This is a genomic window from Streptomyces sp. NPDC006339, from assembly GCF_040612775.1.
Taxonomy (GTDB): Bacteria; Actinomycetota; Actinomycetes; order Streptomycetales; family Streptomycetaceae; genus Streptomyces.
Map to the genome: position 1 here is coordinate 30,138 of NZ_JBEXQW010000030.1, position 19,814 is coordinate 49,951.

Genomic DNA, 19,814 nt, shown 5'->3' on the forward strand with positions numbered 1-19,814 from the left:
GTCCGGGGCCGTGCGTCACGCCTTGCGGGCGCTCCGCTTCGGCTTGCCCGAGGCCGCCATTCCGGCCGCCGTCGGCATGAAGTCGGACAGGACGTCGTGGACGTCGGTGACCAGGGGGCGCAGGATCCGGAAGCGGGAGAGCGAGATGGCCCGGGCGGTGACCGGGGCCAGCCGCTCCACCAGGCGCCGGCTGTTGGCGGCGCCCTCGGAGCGGTCGTAGACCCAGAACAGCACCAGGCCCATCTGCTGGAGCCACAGCAACCGCGGCAGCGGCTCGGCCAGTTCGGGGTCGACCTTCACCGAGGCGCCGCGGATCACCCGCCGGTGCACCTCGATCGCCGCCTCGCGCGGGCCCTCCGACTCGGGGGAGAAGGGGCTGAGCGGGCTGTCCGGGTCGGCGGCGTTCTTGAAGAACTGGGCGGCGAACTCGTGGTACGGCTCGGCGATGTCGAGCCAGGCGAGGAGCACCCCGCGGATCCGGGCCGTCAGGTCCTTCTCGCCGCTGTCCAGGATCGGCGTGACGGCCGCCTGGTGCTCCTCGGCGATCCGGTCGTAGAAGCCCTGGACGAGGTGCTCCTTGGAGGAGAAGTAGTAGTACGCGTTGCCGACGGAGACCCCGGCCTCCTGCGCGATGGCCCGCATCGTCGTCTTGTCGTAGCCGCGTTCCTTGAAGAGCCGGAGCGCGGTCTCCAGGATGAGCGCACGGGTCTGCTCGCTCTTGGGCGCCTTGGCGGGCCTGTCCTGCTTCTCTTCCATCGCGTCCTCCACAGGCCCTGAGCCTAGTCGGACCGGCCGGGTGCCTCGCACCGCCCGTCCCCGCAGGCCCCGTCCCCGCCGTCGGCCGTCCTGGTCCGCTCGCGCCACTTGGCGGCGGCGAGCACGGCGGCCCGGGCGAAGGGCTGTCCGGCGGGGGTGGCCAGCCAGTGGGCCCGGGGCCGGTGTTCGGCCAGGGCCCACAGGACGACGATCCAGGCGGCGGTGGCGCGGTAGACCTGGCCGCCGTCCCCGACCACGGTGATCTCCCGCAGGGTGGAGCCGTGGTCCAGGGCCGGGAAGCGCCGCCGCGCCTCCCGGGAGCCGGCCGGGACGAGGTCCAGCGGGACGAGCCGGGGCTGGCGGAGCAGCCAGTGCCGCAGATGCACGCAGAGCGGGCAGTCGGCGTCGTAGAGGACGGTCAGGCGCCGTACCGGCGCGTTCCGCTGCATCGGGTGTCCGGCCCGGGGCGTCAGGCGCCGGTGGCCGGGGTGGCCCAGGGGTTCGGGCCCGGGCCCTGGGGGCCGCCCTTGCCGGGGACGGTCCAGCCCTGCGGGGGCACCGGCGGGACCTGTCCGCGCTCCATGACGCCCCGGCGGCGGATCCGGTTGAGGACGTACACGTTGGCGAGGTGCATCACGCCGAGGACGAGCAGCACGACCCCGAGCTTGACCGAGAGGGCCTCGAAGAGCCCGCGGGCGTCGAGGACCGCCTCGTCCTGGCTCAGATAGAGCGCGACGAAGCCGAGGTTGACGAGGTAGAAGCCGACGACGAGCAGATGGTTGACGGCGTCCGCGAGCTTCTCGTTGCCGTGCAGCACGTCGGCGAGGAAGACCCTGCCGTTGCGGCTGAGGGTGCGGGCGACCCAGACGGTGAGCCCGACGCTGATGAGCAGGTAGACGACGTACGCGACGACAGTGAGGTCCATGCCCTCACGCTCCCTTGAACGCGTTCAAAGCTGACGTCGAAGACTGTAGACCTCTCTTTGAACATGTTCAAGCCTGCCTCGGAAAGCCCTGGCGGCGGCCGGAGACACCCCCGTAGGGTCAGGGCCATGACACTTGCTCACGACGTGGCCGGCGACGGCGCCTCGACCGTCCTGCTGCTCCACTCCGGCGTCTGCGACCGGCGCATGTGGGAGGGGCAGTTCCAGGCTCTCGCCGAGGCCGGGCACCGCGTGGTGCGCTGCGACCTCCGCGGCTTCGGCGACACCCCCGTCGACGGGCCGCACGTCCACGCCGACGACGTGGCCGCCCTGCTCGACGGTCTCGGCGCCGAACGGGCCGCGCTCGTCGGCTCCTCCTTCGGCGGCGGGGTCGCCCTGGAGTTCGCCGCCCGCCACCCCGGGCGGGCCACCGCCCTCGCGCTGCTCTGCGCCGACGCCCCGGTGGACCTGGAACCGGGCGAGGAGCTCCGGGCCTTCGGCCGGCGCGAGGACGAACTGCTCGAGGCCGGCGACCTCGACGCCGCCGTCGACCTCAACGTGGACCTCTGGCTCGGCCCCGAGGCCGACGCCGAGGCCCGGGAGCTCGTCCGGCGGATGCAGCGCCGCGCCTTCGAGCTCCAGCTCGCCGCCCCCGAGGAGTTCGGGCCCGAGCCCGCGGGGGTCGCCGAGGCGGACCTCGCCCGGATCGACGTCCCGGTCCTCGCCGTCTCCGGCGACCACGACGTCCCCGTCTTCCGGGAGGTCGCGGCCCGGCTCGCCGCCCTGCTGCCCGACGCCCGGCACCTCGCACTCGACTGGGCCGGCCATCTGCCCGCCCTGGAGCGCCCCGAGGAGACCGCCCGCCTGCTCGCCGGCTTCCTCGGCTCCCCGGCCCTCCTCACTCGGCCCTGAAGCCGCGCACCCCCGGGACGAGGGCGGTGCCCAGGCAGCAGGCCGCGACCGCCACCGCCGCCACCACCAGCGGCACCCCGGGCCCCCACGCCGAGGCGGCGAGCGGGGCCAGGGCGTAACCCAGCGGCATCGCCGCGAAGGAGAGCAGCCAGTCGTACGAGGTCACGCGCGCCAGCGCGTGCGCCGGGACGGCCCGCTGCACCGCCGTCTCCCACACCGGGGTGAGGAAGCCGAGGCCGGTCTGGGCGAGCCCGTACGCGCCGATGACCAGCGGCGCGGGCGCGCCGGCCGCCAGGAGCAGCAGCGGCAGCGCGTACGTGGCGAGCCCGAGGTTCGCCGCGAGGATCGGGCGGCGGGGGCGGATCCGGTCGGCGGCCAGCGAACCGAGCAGCAGCCCGATCGCGCCCACCTGGAGGAACACCGCCCAGGCGAGTTCGCCGCCCAGTCGGTCCAGGGCGATCGCCGGACCGAGCGTCATCAGCACGGCGGCGGCCCCGTTCCAGGCGCTGTGCCCGATCAGGCTGGTCCAGTACCAGTCACGGTTGCGGACCTCCTGCCAGCCCTCCCTGAGGTCGGCGAGGACCGAGCGGTGCGGGATCTTCACCCGCTCGACCCGTACGGCGGTCAGCAGCGCGGCGCTGACCGCGAAGCTCGCCGCGTCCAGGACGAACGCCCAGCCCGGTCCGACGGTCAGGATCAGCGTCCCGGCGAGGGCCGGCCCGCCGACCCGGGTCGCGCTGTGGGCGACGCCCATCGCCGCGTTGGCCCGCTGGAGCGCCTCCGCCGGGACGGTGCCCTTGACCAGCGGCGAGGCGGTGGGCGCCGCGAACGCCCCGGCCGCTCCGCCGACCACCTCGACGGCGGCGATGACCGCGATCGAGGGGGTGCCGCCCAGGAGCTGGACGCCCACGACGAGTTGGGTGGCGCACCGGACGAGGTCCGTCGCCAGCGCGACCGTACGGGCGTCGAAGCGGTCGCCGACCACCCCGCCCAGCGGCAGCAGGAGCAGCTTCGGCACCATCGCGCAGGCCAGGACCAGCGCCAGGGCCGAGGTGGAACCGGTCGCCTTCAGGACCGCGAGGGCGAGGGCGGCCGGGATGACGGCGTCGCCGAGGAGCGAGAACGTCCGCCCGGTGAGGAGCAGCCGGAAGGAGCGGGTGCGCAGGGGATGGCGGACGGGCGGGCCGGGCGCGGTGAGGGCAGGCATGCGTCGCAGAGTATTTCGGTGCCGAATAATTCGTCAACGAAATATGTCGTGTCGCTCCTCCCCGGAGACGGCGGCCCCGCGTCGTACGATCGCCCCATGACCCCCACCGAGGAACCCCGCGAGACCCGGTACGACTGGACCGACGAGCACGTGGCTCGCTGGCAGCCCGTCCTGCCCGGCCTCGACCCGGTCGTCGAGGGCGCGGTCACCCGCATGAAGAAGCTGTCCGTCCACCTCCGCCGGGTGCGCGAGCAGTCGCTCGTCGACTTCGACCTCGAACGGCACGAGTTCGACACCCTCCACAAACTCGCCGGCCGGGGCGGCAGCGCCGCCCCCTCCGAACTCGCCCAGGACCTCGACCTCGCCCCCGCCTCCGTCACCGGCCGCCTCGACGCCCTGGAGAAGCGCGGCTTCGTCCGCCGCAGCCCCTCCACCACCGACCGGCGCCGGGTCGTCGTCGAACTCACCGACGCCGGCCGCGCGACCTGGCTCGGCGCCATGGACGTCCTCGGTCACGAGGAGGAGCGCCTGCTCGGCGTGCTCAGCCCCGAGGAGCGCGCCGGCCTCAACGACATGCTGCGCCGGATCATGCTCGCCGCCGAGCGGGACGCGGCCTCGCCGGGGCTGTGAGCGTCACATGCTGAGCGACCGCGCGTAGTTGAGCTGGCCCATCACCCAGTGGATCGTGTCCGGGCCGGTGGCCGGGATCATCGTGGCGTGGTGCCGGCCGCCGCTGGTCACCGTGACCTGGATGAAGCCGGTCGTCTGCTTCTCCTTCATCAGCAGGAACAGCAGACCCAGCAGACAGAAGATGAAGAAGACGATCGCCAGGACGATCGCCACCGTGGGCATCTTCTCCTCGGTCCGCGACATGTCCATCGCGTTCCACACCGCGCCCTTGAGCGGCATCGGCCCGGCCGGCGTGATGATCTGGTCGCCGACCACGGTGATGTCCCCGAGGGCCAGCAGCGGCGCACCCGCCCCTACCGGCACCGGCGCGTGCTGCGGCGGGACCGGGACACCGCCCGGCAGGGTGGGCTGGTAGGCGGGCGGAGGCGGCGTCTGCGGATAGCCGTAGCCGGGCGTCCCGGCCTGATGGCCCGGCCCCCACTGGTAGTCGGCGTCGTCCTTGTAAGGGTTCGGCTCGCTCATCAGTCCCCGTCCTCCACACGCGCGCCCGCGCACACGAAAAAGCCCGCTCCTGCACGTCGCAGCGTACAGAAGCGGGCTTCCCCGCGGTGACCGGGTGTCAGAAGCGACGCGTGATCAGCGCGCGCTTCACTTCCTGGATCGCCTTCGTGACCTCGATGCCACGCGGGCAGGCGTCCGTGCAGTTGAACGTCGTGCGGCAGCGCCACACGCCGTCCTTGTCGTTCAGGATCTCCAGGCGCTGCTCGCCCGCCTCGTCACGGCTGTCGAAGATGAAGCGGTGCGCGTTGACGATCGCGGCCGGGCCGAAGTACTGGCCGTCGTTCCAGAAGACCGGGCAGGACGACGTGCACGCGGCGCACAGGATGCACTTGGTGGTGTCGTCGAAGCGCTCGCGGTCCTCGGCGGACTGCAGGCGCTCGCGGGTCGGCTCGTTGCCCTTGGTCACCAGGAACGGCATGACGTCCCGGTACGCCTGGAAGAACGGCTCCATGTCGACCACGAGGTCCTTCATCACCGTCAGGCCCTTGATGGCCTCGATGGTGATCGGCTTCTCGGGGTTGATGTCCTTGATCAGCGTCTTGCAGGCGAGCCTGTTCTTGCCGTTGATCCGCATCGCGTCCGAGCCGCAGATGCCGTGCGCGCAGGAGCGGCGGAAGGTCAGCGTGCCGTCCAGGTCCCACTTGATCTTGTGGAGACCGTCGAGCACGCGCTCCTTCGGGTCGATCTCGATCTGGAAGTCCTCCCAGACCGCCGCGTCCGAGATCTCCGGGTTGAAGCGGCGGATGCGGAAGGTGACCGTGATGTAGGGGGACGCGGCGGAGTCCTTCTCCACCTTGTCCAGTACGGGGGTAGCCATCAGTACTTACGCTCCATCGGCTGGTAGCGGGTCTGGACGACCGGCTTGTAGTCGAGACGGACGGTCTCGGAGCCGTCCTCGCCGACCTCGCGGTACGCCATGGTGTGGCGCATGAAGTTGACGTCGTCGCGGTTCGGGTAGTCCTCGCGGTAGTGACCGCCGCGGGACTCCTTGCGCGCCAGGGCCGAGACGGCCATGACCTCGGCCAGGTCGAGCAGGTTGCCCAGCTCGATGGCCTCCAGGAGGTCGGTGTTGAAGCGCTTGCCCTTGTCCTGGATGGACACGTTCTTGTAGCGCTCGCGCAGCTCGGCGATCTTCTCGACGGCCGTCTTGATGGTCTGCTCCGTACGGAACACCATCACGTTGGCGTCCATCGTCTCCTGGAGCTCACGGCGCAGGTCGGCGACCCGCTCGTTGCCCGTGGAGTTGCGCAGACGCTCGATCTGCTCCGCCACGAAGGAGGCGGGGTTCTCCGGCAGCTCGACGTAGTCGGCCTTGGCGGAGTACTCGGCGGCGGCGATGCCGGAGCGCTTGCCGAAGACGTTGATGTCGAGCAGCGAGTTGGTGCCGAGGCGGTTGGCGCCGTGCACGGAGACACAGGCGACCTCGCCGGCCGCGTACAGACCCGGCACGACGGTGGTGTTGTCCGCGAGGACCTCACCCATCACGTTGGTCGGGATGCCGCCCATGGCGTAGTGCGCGGTGGGCTGGATCGGGATCGGGTCCGTGTACGGCTCGATGCCGAGGTACGTACGGGCGAACTCGGTGATGTCCGGCAGCTTGGCGTCGAGCTGCTCCGGCGGGAGGTGCGTCAGGTCCAGGTAGACGTGGTCGCCCTCGGGACCACAGCCGCGGCCCTCGCGGATCTCCGTGTAGATGGAGCGGGAGACGACGTCACGGGACGCGAGGTCCTTCATGACCGGCGCGTACTTCTCCATGAAGCGCTCGCCGTCCTTGTTGCGGAGGATGCCGCCCTCACCGCGGGCGCCCTCCGTCAGCAGGATGCCCATGCGCCAGATGCCCGTCGGGTGGAACTGGAAGAACTCCATGTCCTCCAGCGGGATGCCACGGCGGTAGCAGGCGGCCTGGCCGTCACCGGTCAGGGTGTGGGCGTTGGACGTCACCTTGAAGAACTTGCCGGTGCCGCCGGACGCGTAGATCACGGCCTTCGCCTGGAAGACGTGGATCTCGCCGGTGGCCAGCTCGTAGGCGACCACACCGGCCGACGTCTTGACGCCGTCGACCTCGGTGATGAGCTGGTCCAGGACGTAGAACTCGTTGAAGAACTCCACGCCCTCCTTGACGCAGTTCTGGTACAGCGTCTGGAGGATCATGTGACCGGTGCGGTCCGCGGCGTAGCAGGACCGGCGGACCGGGGCCTCGCCGTGGTTGCGGGAGTGGCCGCCGAAGCGGCGCTGGTCGATGGTGCCGCCCGGGGTCCGGTTGAACGGCAGGCCCATCTTCTCCAGGTCGAGGACGGCGTCGATGGCCTCCTTCGCCAGGATCTCGGCGGCGTCCTGGTCGACCAGGTAGTCACCGCCCTTGACCGTGTCGAAGGTGTGCCACTCCCAGTTGTCCTCCTCCACGTTCGCCAGCGCGGCGGCCATGCCGCCCTGCGCGGCGCCCGTGTGGGAGCGGGTGGGGTAGAGCTTCGTCAGCACGGCGGTGCGGCTGCGCTTCGTCGCCTCGATGGCGGCGCGCATGCCGGCGCCGCCGGCGCCGACGATGACGGTGTCGTACTTGTGGATCTTCATGACGTGGATTACCTCAGCCCCGTGCCTAGCGGATGTTCGGGTCGAAGGTGAAGATCACCAGCGTGCCCAGAAGGATGGTGAACACCGTGGCGGTGTACAGCAGGCCCTTGAGCCACAGGCGCGTGTTGGCGCGCTCCGCGTAGTCGTTGATGACCGTGCGGAGGCCGTTGGCGCCGTGCAGCATCGCGAGCCACAGCATCAGCAGGTCCCAGACCTGCCAGAACGGGGACGCCCAGCGGCCGGCCACGAAGGCGAAGCCGATCTTGGAGACGCCGCCGTCCAGGAAGAGCTGGATCAGCAGGTGGCCGAGGACCAGGACGACGAGGACGACACCGGACAGGCGCATGAAGAGCCACGCGGCCATCTCGAAGTTGCCGCGGGTCGCCCGGGGGGTCTTCCCCGTGCGCTTGCGGGGGGCCTCGATGTACGGGGCCGGGTTGTCCACGTCGTAGCCGGCGCCTTCGACGGGACCGATCGTGGTGGAGGTGTCAGCGGACATGTCTGGCGTCAGCTCCCGAACAGTTCACGTGCGGCGTGGCCGAGGACCGGGTAGATGGAGAAGGCCATCAACACGACCCAGATGCCCACGACGGTCCAGAGCATCTGCTTCTGGTAGCGCGGGCCCTTGGACCAGAAGTCCACGGCGATGACACGGAGACCGTTCAGCGCGTGGAAGAGGATGGCGGCGACGAGGCCGTACTCCAGCAGAGCGACGATCGGCGTCTTGTAGGTCGCGACGACCTCGTCGTACGCCTCGGGGGAGACGCGGACGAGAGCGGTGTCCAGCACGTGTACGAACAGGAAGAAGAAGATGAGGACGCCGGTGACTCGGTGAGCCACCCAGGACCACATTCCTTCCCGGCCGCGGTACAGCGTTCCAGCCGGCACGGAAAAACCCTCCGGGAGCGGGGATCGGGGCCGGCCGGCTTCTCTGTCGGTCAGGCCCGGCCGGGTACGGTCCACCGGCCCCGGTCATCGTAGCGACGAGTTGTCGGTTCGCTCGCGCGGGGTCCATAGGTGTGATCAAACAGGCACGGACGGGCTATCTTTCGCCCCCGAATCGCCGCATTACGGGCGAACTCACCAGGCGGCGATCGAACGGGTGAGCCGGGTCCGGGCGAGTCGGCGGAGTTCCTCGGCCGCGATCACCCGTTCCTCCTCCCTTTCGTTGCCGAGACGTGACCGGATGCCCGCGAGGACCCGGTCGAGCCGCTCACCGGCCGGGACGCCGTCCAGGCTGATCACGAAGGCGTGTCCGAAGCCGCTCTCGTACGCGGCGAGGGCGGCCCGCAGCGCCGTGCGGGCGGCCGGCGGCGCGTCCGGGTGGGGCAGTGCCGCGGTCTCGCGGGACAGGGCCTCGGCGAGGTCGGCGCCCGACAGGTCGTAGCCGGCCTCGTCGGCGGCGGCGAGCAGCGCGTCGAGGGTCGGATACGGCCGGTGCGCGGCCACCCGTTCGGCCCAACGGCGGCTGCCGCAGCAGTCGAGCAGCAGGTGCTGGGCGACGGAGGCCGGGGCCGCGTTGAAGCGCGCGAGGCCGGACAGGCCGGAGGTGCCGGAGGCGCCGGAGGGGGCGCCGAGGTGCCGGGCGGTGCCCTGCTGGGCAGGTATGGCGGGGGGCATCGGGGTCCGGCAGGAGGCGGCGTGGGTGTCGCTGGTCAGCGGGGACTCCGGAGGCGAAGGGCGCGAGCCATGCGGAAGCGATGGGGTGGATGTGACGCCACGCTATCGGCGGGACGGGGGAAGTGTCCGACGGATGCGCGAATTTCACCTGGACGAGTGGGTTTCGTCGCAGGGGTGGACGGAAGTGCCGGAAAACCCCGGGATGCCGTTGTTCACCCGATGAGGGAGGATTCCGAGTGATGCGGTACTCCATACGAGGGCCCCGCCGGGGCCCCGCACTGATGGCGGCCGCGGTGGCACTGGTCACCGTGGCGGCCTGTTCCGACGGATCTCCGTCCGCTCCGCCGGCCGTCTCCGCCCCCACCGGGAGCTCCCCGTCCGGCGCGGCGACCACCACGGCGGCGCCGCCCCCGAGCCCGACGCCGACCCCGACACCGAGCCCGACGACGGTCCATCCGCTGTCCACCGCGCCCCAGGTGATCCCGGCCGTCCGGAACCACACGGCGGCCCGCGGCCCGGGCTGGAAGCCGGGACCGGACACCGGTGTCGTCGTCGCCGCGAAGGACGAGCGGGCCCTCGCCGACGAGGCCCGGCTGATCGCGGGGGAGCTGAAGGTCCGCTACCGGGGCACCGCGGCCGCCCGGCCCGGCGACGTGAGCCTCGCCCTCGGCGGGCGGGGCGCGGCCGAGTCGTACACCCTCACCGTCCGCGGCGGCGGGGTCCGCATCACCGGGCCCGACCAGGCCGGTGTCTTCTACGGCACCCGGACGCTCAAGCAGTCCGTCAGGTCGGCCGGCACGATGCCGGAGGGCGTGGTCACCGACGCCCCGGCGAAGCCGCAGCGGGGACTGATGGTCGACATCGCCCGCAAGCACTTCACCGCCGGCTGGATCGAGGCCCGGCTGCGCGAGATGGCCGACCTCAAGCTCAACCAGCTCGGTCTGCACTTCTCCGACGACCAGGGCTTCCGCATCGCCTCCGACAGCCACCCCGAGGTGGTCTCCGCCCAGCACCTCAGCAAGGCCGAGGTCCGGCGGATCGTCGCCCTGGCGGCGAGCCTGCACATCACGGTGGTCCCCGAGATCGACTCGCCCGGACACCTCGGCGCGGTCATCGCCGCCCATCCCGAGCTCCAGCTCGTCAGCGCCACCGGGCGCACGCCGCGCGGGGCTCTCGACATCTCGAAGCCGGCCGCCGCGAAGATCGTCGACGAGCTGCTGCGCGAGTACGCGGGGCTCTTCCCGGGCCGCTACTGGCACCTGGGCGCCGACGAGTACGTGGCCCTCATGTCGCAGAACCCCGAGGCGACCTATCCCCAGCTCGCCCGCGCCGCCACCGCGAAGTACGGCGCCTCCGGCCGGGTCCAGGACCTGGCGACCGGCTGGCTCAACGACCGCGCGGCCGTGGTCCGGCCGACCGGCAAGGAGCTGCGGGCCTGGAACGACGGCTTCTTCACCGGCGGGGTGGTGAGCGCCGACCGGGACATCCAGGTCGCCTACTGGACGGGCAAGGAGATCGGCGCCCGGACACCGACCTCGTACCTGAGCGCCGGCCGCAGGATGATCAATTACAACGACGAGTACCTCTACTACGTCCTCGGCCAGCCCAACCAGTTCACGTATCCGACCGGCCGCCGCATCTACCAGGAGTGGACCCCGCTCGTCGTGCGCGGCACGACCGCGGTCCCGGCCCGCTACGACCCGCAGATCCTCGGCGGCGTGTTCGCCGTCTGGTGCGACCTGGCGGGCTCGCAGACCCAGGCCCAGGTGGCGGACGGCATCCGGATGCCGCTGACGGCGACGGCCCAGAAGCTGTGGGACGCCCGGAAACCGACCCTGAGCTGGGCGGAGTTCCGGTCCCTGGCGAACCGGGTGCGCTGAGCGGGCACGCCCCCGCTGCCCGGGCCGGGGCCGCCGCCTTATCCGATGGACATGCGCATGCCGGGCCGCGTACGGTCCCGGGCTCGGCGGCCGTGCGGGCGCCCGGCGCTCCCGGAGAGGGGACGCCGTTCATCCGGGGGGTCCACATCGCCATGAGTTCCGTCGTGCTCCGCAATCCGAACGGTCTGTCGTACGCCGTCGTCGCCCTGCTCGGGGGCAACATCGCCTTCGACGCCCTGCTCGCCCTGATCGACGTGCGCGGTCTGCTCGCCGACAACCCGTACTCCTTCGACGCCGCCGTGTTCGGCCCCGTCGACCTGAACGTCGCCTACAGCATGGCGTTCACGCTGTTCGTGGCGACCGGAATCGTCTTCATCGTCTGGTTCCACCGGCTGCGGCAGAACGCCGGGGTCTGGGCCCCCGACGTGCCGAGCCGCGGCCCGGGCTGGGCCATCGGCGGCTGGTTCGTCCCGATCGCGAACTTGTGGATCCCGCGGGGGATCGCCGTCGAGATCTGGCGGGCGAGCCGCCCGGACCCGTATGAGGCCGACGGCGCCCGTGAGCTGACGCTCCTGAACGGCTGGTGGACCGTCTGGGTGACCGGCACGGTGGTGGACCGGATCGCCACGACGCTCTACGGCGACGCGGACACCGTTTCGGCCTGGACCACGGCGACCTGGTGGTCCCTCACCGGCTTCCTGCTGAACATCATCGCCGCCGTCCTCGCGATCCTCGTCGTCCGCCGCCTCACCTCTATGCAGCACGTGAAGGCCACTGGCATGATTCCGGCCGCGTAGTGACGAAAACGCGCCGTACGGCGCAGTAGTGGAAGTACTGCGTCCGCATCGCTGGCGAGGAGGCGTCCATGACGTCCGTGACGAGCACGAGCCTGCAGGAACTGATCGACCGTGCCGACGCGCGGGGACTCGCGGCCGCCGGGCTCGCCTGCCTGGACCGGTGTCTGCCGCTCCTCGCGCCGGAGCGCGCCGAGGTGCTGCGGCCCGTGTGGGCGGCGGTGGCGCGCGGCGAGGACGCGGCCTGGGCCGAGGCGGTCGCGAAGGCGCGGGTCGAGCTGGAGGGCGCGGGCGGCGGGGAGGCGGACGCCGGCGGCGTCGTCACCATGGTGCGCGCGATGCTGGACGGCATGCCCGCCGCGTGGGCCGAGGAGCCGCTGCGGGACTGGGCGGAGCGATGCTCCGCGGTCGCGCTCGCCGTGCACCGCCTGTACGACACGACCGAGGCGGGCCCGCTCCACGCGGGCGAACTCCGCCGCCAGCAGGCCGTCCTGGAGGCCGCCGCCCACGGCCCGACCGGCCTGCGCCGGGCCCGGGACCTGTCCACCGAGGGCGGCCGCGTCCTGCGCGCGGTGGTCTCCCGCCGCGCCCGGACCGCCTGAGCGCCGGGGGCGGGGCCGCCGGTTGGGGCGCCGCCCCCGGCCTGCTCAGGCCCCCGGCTCCGTTTCCGGCTCGGTCTGGGACGCCGGCTCCTCGATGCGCAGGGAGGCGATCGCCTCGGCGATCTCCCGCTCGGCCCGCGCCTTGTCGAGGCCGAGGCCCGTGAGTGGGCCGTCGCCGGCCTCGAACTCGAGCAGGGCGAGCAGGATGTGCTCGGTGCCGACCCAGGTGTGACCGAGGCGCAGGGCCTCGCGGAAGGTGAGCTCCAGGACCTTCTTGGCGTCGGCGTCGTACGGGATGAGCGCGGGCACCTCGGCGGCGGCCGGCGGCAGCGTCGGGGTGACCGCCTCGCGGATCCGGTCCGGGGTGACGCCCTGCCGGCCGATCCACACGGCCGCGAGCCCCTCGGGTTCGGCGAGCAGGCCGAGCGCGAGGTGGGCGGGGACCGTCTTGTCGTTGCGGGCGGCGGACGCCTCGTTCTGCGCCGCCATCACGACGTTCCTGGCCCGGGGGGTGAAGCGGCTGAAGCCGGCGTTCGGGTCGGTCTTCGCCGCGTCCGCCTCCTTGTCGTCCTTGGGGACGAAGCGCTTCTGGGCGGCCTGCCGGGTGACGCCCATGCTCTTGCCGATGTCGGTCCAGGAGGCGCCGGCCCGCCGGGCCTGGTCCACGAAGTGGCCGATGAGGTGGTCGGCGACCTCGCCGAGGTGGTCCGCCGCGATGACCGCGCCGGACAGTTGGTCGAGGGCGTCCGCGTGGGACTTCTTGATCGCTTCGATCAGGTCGTCGAGTCGCACGGGGTGGGTCATGCCGAGGGGAGTCGTCATGAGTGCAACCCTAGGTTGACAGTCCCTCACTGTCAACCGTTGGTTGACAGTGAACGGGCAAAGAAAAAGGGCACCTCGTCACCAGGTGCCCGAAAAGGAAGACGACCGGGGCCGCCACCCCCCACAGGAGAGGCCCCGGTCGTCGTCCGCGGAGCCGCAGGACGGCCCCGTACTCCTAACAGCGCCGTGCGTGCGTTTTCTGTCACACCCCGCTCGCACCGCGCGAACTTTCGAGTTGTACAAAGAACCGGACCCGCGTGGACGCGGCGCCCGAAAAGGACGTAGCGTTCTGCTGCGCCCGGGCGGCGTGGCGGTGACGACCAGCCGCGATGAGCGCGACGACGAACAGGTGTGGGGAGTGCTGGGGGACGAGGCGGAGCTGACGGCCGCAGTGCTCGCCGCGCAGAACGGCGACGAGGACGCCTTCCGCACCGTGTATCGCGCGGTGCATCCACGGCTCCTCGGCTACCTGCGCACGCTGGTCGGCGAGGCCGACGCCGAGGACGTCGCCTCCGAGAGCTGGCTGCAGATCGCGCGCGACCTCGACCGCTTCAGCGGCGACGCCGACCGCTTCCGCGGCTGGGCCGCCCGCATCGCCCGCAACCGCGCCCTCGACCACATCCGGATGCGCGGCCGCCGGCCCGCCGTCGGCGGCGACGAGACCGAGCTCACCGACAAGCCCGCCGACTCCGACACCGCGGGCGAGGCCCTGGAAGCCCTGGCCACCGGCCGCACCATGCACCTCATCGCCCAGCTTCCGCAGGACCAGGCCGAGGCCGTCGTCCTGCGGGTCGTCGTCGGCCTGGACGCCAAGAGCGCCGCCGACACCCTCGGCAAGCGCCCCGGCGCGGTCCGCACCGCCGCCCATCGGGGCCTCAAGAAGCTCGCCGAACTCCTCGGCACGGCCGGGCACGGCGACGACCCCGACGGCGGTCCCGACGGCGACGCCCCGCTCGACGGCGTACCCCCGCAGCGCGGTCGCCGGGCCGGGGCCGCGACGCCCGGCGGTGTGACGCAATCGCACGCGCGGACGCAGAAGGACATGTGATGGCCGACGAGCGGTACCAGTGGCTCGACCAGGAGGCCGCGGAGCGGCTGCTGCGCGGCGAGCCGGTCGACCCCGTCGACGACGCGTCCCGCGCGCAGGCCGAACTCCTCGCGCGCGCCCTCGACACGGCCCGTACGCCGACGGCCGCCGCCATGGACGGCGAACTCCCCGGCGAGGCCGCCGCCCTCGCCGCCTTCCGCAAGGCCGTCGCCGAGCGCGCGACGGCCGCCACGGCCGCCGCACCCGGATCCGCGGGCCGGAGCGCCCCCGCCGACCTCGGCGCCGTCCGCATCGCCCCCGTCCTCACCGGCCGCCGCTGGGGACGCTCCCTGCGGTACGGGATCGCCGCCGCGCTCGCCGCCGTCACGGTCGGCGGAGTCGCCGTCGCCGCCGGTACGGGCATGCTGCCGCTGACCTCCGAACCCGCCCCCGGGCGCTCGGTCACGGCCGCCGACACCACCGCGCCCACCGTCTCCGGCTCGCCTGGCGACGGCACCGGCGACGGCACCGACGTACCCGGCGTGCCGGCCGACCGCGACGGGCGGACCGGCACCCCCGGGCCCACCGACGGCCCGTCCACCACCGCGCCCGGGCCCGGCGACACCGCCGGAGCCACCACCGGCCCGGACGGCGGCACGGCCGGCCCGGACCAGGGCGGCGCGCTCCGGGACAAGCGGATCGTCGAGGCGTGCAAGGACTACCGCGCGGGCCGGCTCACCGACAGCGGCCGGCAGCGGATCGCCGGATCCCTCAGGAGCGGCGAGACCGTGAAGCGGTACTGCGAGCGGGTCCTGGCCGGCGCGCCGTCCACCGGCGCGACGCAGCCGCCCGTCTCCACCGGACGGACCTCCGGCACCAGCGGCGTCCCCGGCGGAAGCCCCGGCAGCGGCTCGGGAAGCGGCTCCGGCAGCGGTGGCACGGAGTCGGGCGACGCCGACGGCGACGACAAGGACGACCGAGGCGACCGGAACCGCGAGGGCGGAGCCGGCGGCTCCAGGGGCGGCGCCGAAGGAGCCGGCGGCGGCCCCGAAGGAGCCGGCACGCACGGCAAGGACCGCTCCCGTTCATAGCGCGGCAAGAGCGCCGCAAGACGGGTGTGACACTTTTCGACCCGCCGACGCTGTACTGAATGAGCCGACTGGTCATCGGCGAGCGCACGGAGCCGGGGTTCCCCCCGTACCTTCGGCTCGGCGCACCGGCGCGGGTGGGACACGTTCCCCCGGTCCCACCCGCGCCCCTTTCTCCTCCTCGCGGGCCTACCAGTGCACGACGACCTTGTCGCCCACCTTCACCTGGTCGAACAGCACCGCCAGCTTCCCCTTGTCCCGCACGTTGACGCAGCCGTGCGAGGCCCCGTTGTAGCCGCGGGCCGCGAAGTCCGACGAGTAGTGCACCGCCTGGCCGCGGCTGAAGAACATCGCGTACGGCATCGGCGTGTGGTAGATCGTCGAGGTCCAGTCCCGGGCCTTCCACTCGACCTTGAACTCGCCCTCACGGGTCGGGGTGTTCTCCGAACCGAACCGCACGTCGAACGACGACACGACCTTGCCGTCGATCATCCACGCCAGCGTCCGGCTCTCCTTGCTGATGCACATCACCCGGCCGGTCATGCAGCGCGCGTCGGGCTTGTCCAGCTTGTTGGTGGTCGCGGGACGCAGCTCGTCGGCGGTCGGCTCGCGCGTCGCGGCGAGCAGCTTCCGCCAGGTGACCTCGTCGACCGAGCCGGTCCGCGGCAGCTCCCGCTTCTTCTGGAAGGCCCTCACCGCGCCGCCGGTCATCGTCCCGTAGAAGCCGGTGGGCGCCCGGTCGAAGTGGCCGAGCTGCCGCAGCCGGGCCTGGAGCTCGCGCACCCGCGCGCTCTCGTCGCCGTCGTCCATCAGGACCCTCGCCGTCGGCGCGGGCGACGACGGCTTGTCGTCACCGGTCGGCGCGGCCGAGGACGGCGTCGGCGACGGCGCGGTGGCGCCCGTGGACGGTGCGGTGGACCCCGTGGACGGCGGCGCGGTACGGGTGCCGCCGGAGCCCGCGGCCTCGGGCACACAGCCCGCGGCCAGGGTCACGGCCGCGACGGCCAGGACTGCTCTGCGTATGACGGACGAACGCTTCATCGGTGCCCCCCGGGAAATCACGTGTGTACGGAGGGATGCCCGCCGCCCCCGCCCGGTTGCGCACGTGACCGAAACGAGACGGGCATGCTGTGAGGAAGGTCCCAGCGTGCTGCTCTCCACCCGGCCGCACGCCCGCCGCTACAGTCCGCAGCGAGGGCGGGTACCGCTCAGTAGCGGTCTTCGAGCAGCAAGCAGTGAGCAGCAGGTCTATCGGGAGGCACAACACATGGCGCGCGAGTCGGAGTCGGGGCTGCCCATCGAGCCGGTCTACGGACCGGACGCCCTGGAGGGATGGGACCCGGCCGAGAAGCTGGGGGAGCCGGGGGCGTACCCGTTCACGCGCGGCGTGTACCCGTCGATGTACACCGGCCGGCCCTGGACCATGCGCCAGTACGCCGGCTTCGGCACCGCCGTGGAGTCCAACGCCCGCTACAAGCAACTGATCGACAACGGCACCATGGGCCTGTCGGTCGCCTTCGACCTGCCCACGCAGATGGGCCACGACTCGGACGCCCCGATCGCGCACGGCGAGGTCGGCAAGGTGGGCGTGGCGATCGACTCGATCGACGACATGCGGGTGCTCTTCGACGGCATCCCGCTGGACAAGGTGTCCACGTCGATGACGATCAACGCCCCCGCCTCCCTGCTGCTCCTGCTGTACCAACTCGTCGGCGAGGAGCAGGGCGTCCCGGCGGACAAGCTGACCGGCACGATCCAGAACGACGTGCTGAAGGAGTACATCGCCCGCGGCACGTACATCTTCCCGCCCAAGCCGTCGCTGCGGCTGATCGCCGACATCTTCAAGTACTGCAAGGCCGAGATCCCGAAGTGGAACACGATCTCGATCTCCGGCTACCACATGGCCGAGGCGGGCGCCTCGCCCGCGCAGGAGATCGCGTTCACCCTGGCCGACGGCATCGAGTACGTCCGCACCGCGGTCGCCGCCGGCATGGACGTGGACGACTTCGCGCCGCGGCTGTCCTTCTTCTTCGTGGCCCGCACCACCATTCTGGAGGAGGTCGCCAAGTTCCGGGCGGCCCGCCGGATCTGGGCGCGGGTGATGAAGGAGGAGTTCGGCGCCAAGAACCCCAAGTCGCTGATGCTCCGCTTCCACACCCAGACCGCCGGCGTGCAGCTCACCGCCCAGCAGCCCGAGGTCAACCTGGTCCGCGTCGCCGTCCAGGGCCTCGCGGCCGTCCTCGGCGGCACCCAGTCGCTGCACACCAACTCCTTCGACGAGGCCATCGCCCTGCCGACGGACAAGTCGGCCCGCCTGGCGCTGCGCACCCAGCAGGTCCTCGCCTACGAGACCGACGTCACCGCCACCGTCGACCCGTTCGCCGGCAGTTACGTGGTCGAGAAGATGACCGACGACGTCGAGGCCGCCGCCCTGGAGCTGATGGCCAAGGTGGAGGAGCTGGGCGGCGCGGTCAACGCGATCGAGCGCGGCTTCCAGAAGAACGAGATCGAGCGCTCCGCCTACCGGATCGCGCAGGAGACCGACTCCGGCGAGCGGGTCGTCGTCGGCGTCAACCGCTACACCATCGACGTCGAGGAGCCCTACGAGCCGCTGCGGGTCGACCCGGCGATCGAGGCCCAGCAGGCCGAGCGCCTCGCCAAGCTGCGCGCCGAGCGGGACCAGGCGGCCGTGGACGCGGCGCTCGCGGAGCTGAAGAAGGCCGCGGAGGGCACGGACAACGTGCTCTACCCGATGAAGGACGCGCTCAAGGCCCGCGCCACCGTCGGCGAGGTCTGCAACGCGCTGCGGGAGGTCTGGGGCACCTACGTCCCGACCGACGCCTTCTAGACGCAGGTCACAGCGGAGTGTCGTACCCCCGTGCGACACTCCGCTCCATGCTGGGTGTCACCGATCTGCCGACCTATCTCGCCGGGCTCGTCCTCATCATCCTCCTGCCGGGGCCGAACTCGCTGTACGTGCTGTCCGTCGCCGCCCGCAAGGGCACCCGGACCGGATACCAGGCCGCCGCCGGGGTGTTCACCGGCGACGCGGTCCTCATGACGCTCGCCGCCCTCGGCGCGGCCTCGCTGCTCCAGACCACGCCCCTGCTGTTCATGATCGTGAAGTACGCGGGCGCCGGCTATCTGGCCTGGATGGCGTACGGGATGCTGCGGGCCGCGTGGGCGATGTGGCGCACGCGGCACGAGACCGTCGAGGACACGTCCGCCGAGGCACCGGCCGGCCCGTCGGAGCACCCCTACCGGCGTGCCCTGATCATCAGCCTGTTCAACCCCAAGGCGATCCTCTTCCTGATCTCCTTCTTCGTGCAGTTCGTGGACCCGTCCTACGCCTACCCGGCGCTGTCCTTCCTGGTCCTCGGCACCCTGCTCCAGCTCGGCAGCTTCCTCTACCTCACCACCCTGATATTCGGCGGGACGCGGCTCGCGGCCGCCTTCCGGCGCCGCAGGCGGCTGTCGGCCGGGGCCACCACGGCCGCCGGTGCCCTCTTCCTCGGCTTCGCCGCGAAGCTCTCGCTCGCGGGTCCTTGACCCTGACACCGTGTGAGGCCGTTCCGTAGGGGGCGTCATGTTCACCATCGGAGACTTCGCCCGGCACGGGCGGGTGTCGGTCCGCATGCTGCGCCACTACGACGCCATCGGACTGCTGCGCCCGGCCCATGTCGACCCGCACAGCGGCTACCGCTTCTACGAGGCGGCCCAGCTCGCCCGGCTCAACCGCGTCATCGCGCTCAAGGACCTCGGCTTCACCCTGGAACAGGTGGGGGCCGTCCTCGACGAGGAGATCGGCGCGGAGGAGCTGCGCGGGATGCTGCGGCTGCGCCAGGCCGAGCTGGAGACGGCCCTGGAGGAGGCGCGGGCGCGGCTCGCCCGGGTCGGTGCGCGGCTCCGAGCCATCGAGAGCGAGGGACGCATGTCCACACAGGACGTCGTCGTCAAGAGGATCCCGGCCGTGCGGATCGCCGAGCTGACCGGCATCGCCGCGAGTTTCGGCCCGGCCGACATCACGCCCGTCATCGGCCCGCTGTACGAGGAGCTGTGCGGCCGCCTGGAGGCCGCCGGGGTCACCGGCTTCGGCCCGGGGATCGCGTACTACGAGGACGCGGGCAGGGGGGACGGTTCGGTCGTCGTGCACGCCGGGATGACGGTCCCGGAGGGCACCGAGGCCGAGGGGGTCGAGGTGCGGGTGCTGCCCGGGATCGAGGAGGCGGCCACCGTCGTCCACCGAGGGGCGATGGACGGCATCCTGCCGACCGCCCAGACCCTGGCGGGCTGGATCGACACCAACGGCTACGTGTCCGCCGGCTACGCCCGTGAGCTGTATCTGGAGTGCCCCGAGGACACGAGCCGCTGGGTGACCGAGCTCCAGGAGCCGGTCACCCGCCCGTAGCCGCCGGCCCGGGG

The 19,814-nt window shown here is 72.1% G+C and carries 22 protein-coding genes; 10 read left to right on the forward strand and 12 right to left on the reverse strand.

From position 1 onward, the window contains the following. Positions 1-15: 15 nt before the first annotated feature. From ABZ135_RS23945 to ABZ135_RS23955, 3 genes are read right to left on the reverse strand one after another with little or no spacing between them, the layout of a single operon-like run. On the reverse strand, positions 16-756 hold the full coding sequence (locus tag ABZ135_RS23945) for a TetR family transcriptional regulator (protein ID WP_356698277.1): 741 nt from the start codon (positions 754-756) through the stop codon (positions 16-18). Positions 757-779: 23 nt separating this feature from the next. Continuing rightward, on the reverse strand, positions 780-1,205 hold the full coding sequence (locus ABZ135_RS23950; protein ID WP_356698278.1) for a DCC1-like thiol-disulfide oxidoreductase family protein: 426 nt from the start codon (positions 1,203-1,205) through the stop codon (positions 780-782). A 20-nt stretch (positions 1,206-1,225) separates the two neighbouring features. Beyond that, complete coding sequence (locus tag ABZ135_RS23955) at positions 1,226-1,681, reverse strand: hypothetical protein (RefSeq protein WP_356698279.1); 456 nt, start codon at positions 1,679-1,681, stop codon at positions 1,226-1,228. Positions 1,682-1,807: 126 nt separating this feature from the next. Between ABZ135_RS23955 and ABZ135_RS23960 the strand changes: the two genes are divergently transcribed. Beyond that, complete coding sequence (locus ABZ135_RS23960; RefSeq protein WP_356698280.1) at positions 1,808-2,590, forward strand: alpha/beta hydrolase; 783 nt, start codon at positions 1,808-1,810, stop codon at positions 2,588-2,590. Here the strand turns inward: ABZ135_RS23960 and ABZ135_RS23965 are convergent. Continuing rightward, positions 2,577-3,797 (reverse strand): MFS transporter, encoded by a 1,221-nt coding sequence (locus tag ABZ135_RS23965; RefSeq protein ID WP_356698281.1) that lies wholly within the window; start codon positions 3,795-3,797, stop codon positions 2,577-2,579. The two genes, ABZ135_RS23960 and ABZ135_RS23965, sit on opposite strands and share 14 nt — an antisense overlap. A gap of 96 nt (positions 3,798-3,893) precedes the next feature. Between ABZ135_RS23965 and ABZ135_RS23970 the strand changes: the two genes are divergently transcribed. Continuing rightward, entirely contained in the window at positions 3,894-4,427 is a 534-nt protein-coding gene (locus ABZ135_RS23970; protein ID WP_356698282.1) for a MarR family transcriptional regulator, read from the forward strand. Positions 4,428-4,430: 3 nt separating this feature from the next. Here the strand turns inward: ABZ135_RS23970 and ABZ135_RS23975 are convergent, their stop codons facing one another. The 6 genes from ABZ135_RS23975 to ABZ135_RS24000 form a co-directional block, all read right to left on the reverse strand. Next, positions 4,431-4,949: a hypothetical protein gene (locus ABZ135_RS23975; protein WP_356698283.1), complete on the reverse strand. Its 519-nt coding sequence runs from the start codon at positions 4,947-4,949 to the stop codon at positions 4,431-4,433. A gap of 97 nt (positions 4,950-5,046) precedes the next feature. After that, entirely contained in the window at positions 5,047-5,805 is a 759-nt protein-coding gene (locus tag ABZ135_RS23980) for a succinate dehydrogenase iron-sulfur subunit (protein ID WP_352079839.1), read from the reverse strand. Continuing rightward, positions 5,805-7,559, reverse strand: a complete 1,755-nt coding sequence (gene sdhA, locus ABZ135_RS23985; protein WP_356698284.1) for a succinate dehydrogenase flavoprotein subunit — start codon at positions 7,557-7,559, stop codon at positions 5,805-5,807. Before sdhA ends, ABZ135_RS23980 begins: the two co-directional genes overlap by 1 nt. A gap of 25 nt (positions 7,560-7,584) precedes the next feature. Then, positions 7,585-8,058, reverse strand: coding sequence for a succinate dehydrogenase hydrophobic membrane anchor subunit (locus ABZ135_RS23990; protein WP_356698285.1), 474 nt, complete (start codon positions 8,056-8,058; stop codon positions 7,585-7,587). A gap of 8 nt (positions 8,059-8,066) precedes the next feature. After that, positions 8,067-8,447 carry a succinate dehydrogenase, cytochrome b556 subunit gene (gene sdhC, locus ABZ135_RS23995; protein WP_356698286.1) on the reverse strand — a complete coding sequence of 127 codons (381 nt, stop codon included), beginning with the start codon at positions 8,445-8,447 and terminating at the stop codon, positions 8,067-8,069. A 192-nt stretch (positions 8,448-8,639) separates the two neighbouring features. Further along, on the reverse strand, positions 8,640-9,179 hold the full coding sequence (locus tag ABZ135_RS24000; RefSeq protein WP_356698287.1) for a 2-oxo-4-hydroxy-4-carboxy-5-ureidoimidazoline decarboxylase: 540 nt from the start codon (positions 9,177-9,179) through the stop codon (positions 8,640-8,642). 239 nt (positions 9,180-9,418) lie between these two features. On the opposite strand from ABZ135_RS24000, the gene ABZ135_RS24005 reads away from it, so the two are divergent. From ABZ135_RS24005 to ABZ135_RS24015, 3 genes are all read left to right on the forward strand, one after another. Further along, positions 9,419-11,059: a glycoside hydrolase family 20 protein gene (locus ABZ135_RS24005; RefSeq protein ID WP_356698288.1), complete on the forward strand. Its 1,641-nt coding sequence runs from the start codon at positions 9,419-9,421 to the stop codon at positions 11,057-11,059. Positions 11,060-11,211: 152 nt separating this feature from the next. Next, positions 11,212-11,856: a DUF4328 domain-containing protein gene (locus ABZ135_RS24010; RefSeq protein ID WP_356698289.1), complete on the forward strand. Its 645-nt coding sequence runs from the start codon at positions 11,212-11,214 to the stop codon at positions 11,854-11,856. 68 nt (positions 11,857-11,924) lie between these two features. Beyond that, positions 11,925-12,455 carry a hypothetical protein gene (locus ABZ135_RS24015; RefSeq protein WP_356698290.1) on the forward strand — a complete coding sequence of 177 codons (531 nt, stop codon included), beginning with the start codon at positions 11,925-11,927 and terminating at the stop codon, positions 12,453-12,455. A 45-nt stretch (positions 12,456-12,500) separates the two neighbouring features. Here ABZ135_RS24015 and ABZ135_RS24020 read toward each other — a convergent pair whose 3' ends face one another. Further along, a complete protein-coding gene (locus tag ABZ135_RS24020; protein ID WP_356698291.1) occupies positions 12,501-13,277 on the reverse strand; it encodes a Clp protease N-terminal domain-containing protein in 777 nt (258 codons plus the stop codon). Positions 13,278-13,635: 358 nt separating this feature from the next. On the opposite strand from ABZ135_RS24020, the gene ABZ135_RS24025 reads away from it, so the two are divergent. Next, positions 13,636-14,325: an RNA polymerase sigma factor gene (locus ABZ135_RS24025; protein ID WP_356698347.1), complete on the forward strand. Its 690-nt coding sequence runs from the start codon at positions 13,636-13,638 to the stop codon at positions 14,323-14,325. Next, complete coding sequence (locus ABZ135_RS24030; protein ID WP_356698292.1) at positions 14,325-15,395, forward strand: hypothetical protein; 1,071 nt, start codon at positions 14,325-14,327, stop codon at positions 15,393-15,395. Before ABZ135_RS24025 ends, ABZ135_RS24030 begins: the two co-directional genes overlap by 1 nt. A gap of 186 nt (positions 15,396-15,581) precedes the next feature. Here the strand turns inward: ABZ135_RS24030 and ABZ135_RS24035 are convergent, their stop codons facing one another. Then, on the reverse strand, positions 15,582-16,433 hold the full coding sequence (locus ABZ135_RS24035; RefSeq protein ID WP_356698293.1) for a L,D-transpeptidase family protein: 852 nt from the start codon (positions 16,431-16,433) through the stop codon (positions 15,582-15,584). A gap of 226 nt (positions 16,434-16,659) precedes the next feature. On the opposite strand from ABZ135_RS24035, the gene ABZ135_RS24040 reads away from it, so the two are divergent. From ABZ135_RS24040 to ABZ135_RS24050, 3 genes are read left to right on the forward strand one after another with little or no spacing between them, the layout of a single operon-like run. Then, the gene (locus ABZ135_RS24040; RefSeq protein ID WP_356698294.1) at positions 16,660-18,240 is read left to right on the forward strand and encodes a methylmalonyl-CoA mutase family protein; all 1,581 of its coding nucleotides are present in this window, start codon (positions 16,660-16,662) and stop codon (positions 18,238-18,240) included. Positions 18,241-18,287: 47 nt separating this feature from the next. Continuing rightward, the gene (gene leuE, locus ABZ135_RS24045; RefSeq protein ID WP_356698295.1) at positions 18,288-18,941 is read left to right on the forward strand and encodes a leucine efflux protein LeuE; all 654 of its coding nucleotides are present in this window, start codon (positions 18,288-18,290) and stop codon (positions 18,939-18,941) included. A gap of 37 nt (positions 18,942-18,978) precedes the next feature. Next, positions 18,979-19,800 carry a MerR family transcriptional regulator gene (locus tag ABZ135_RS24050; protein ID WP_356698296.1) on the forward strand — a complete coding sequence of 274 codons (822 nt, stop codon included), beginning with the start codon at positions 18,979-18,981 and terminating at the stop codon, positions 19,798-19,800. Positions 19,801-19,814 lie beyond the last annotated feature (14 nt).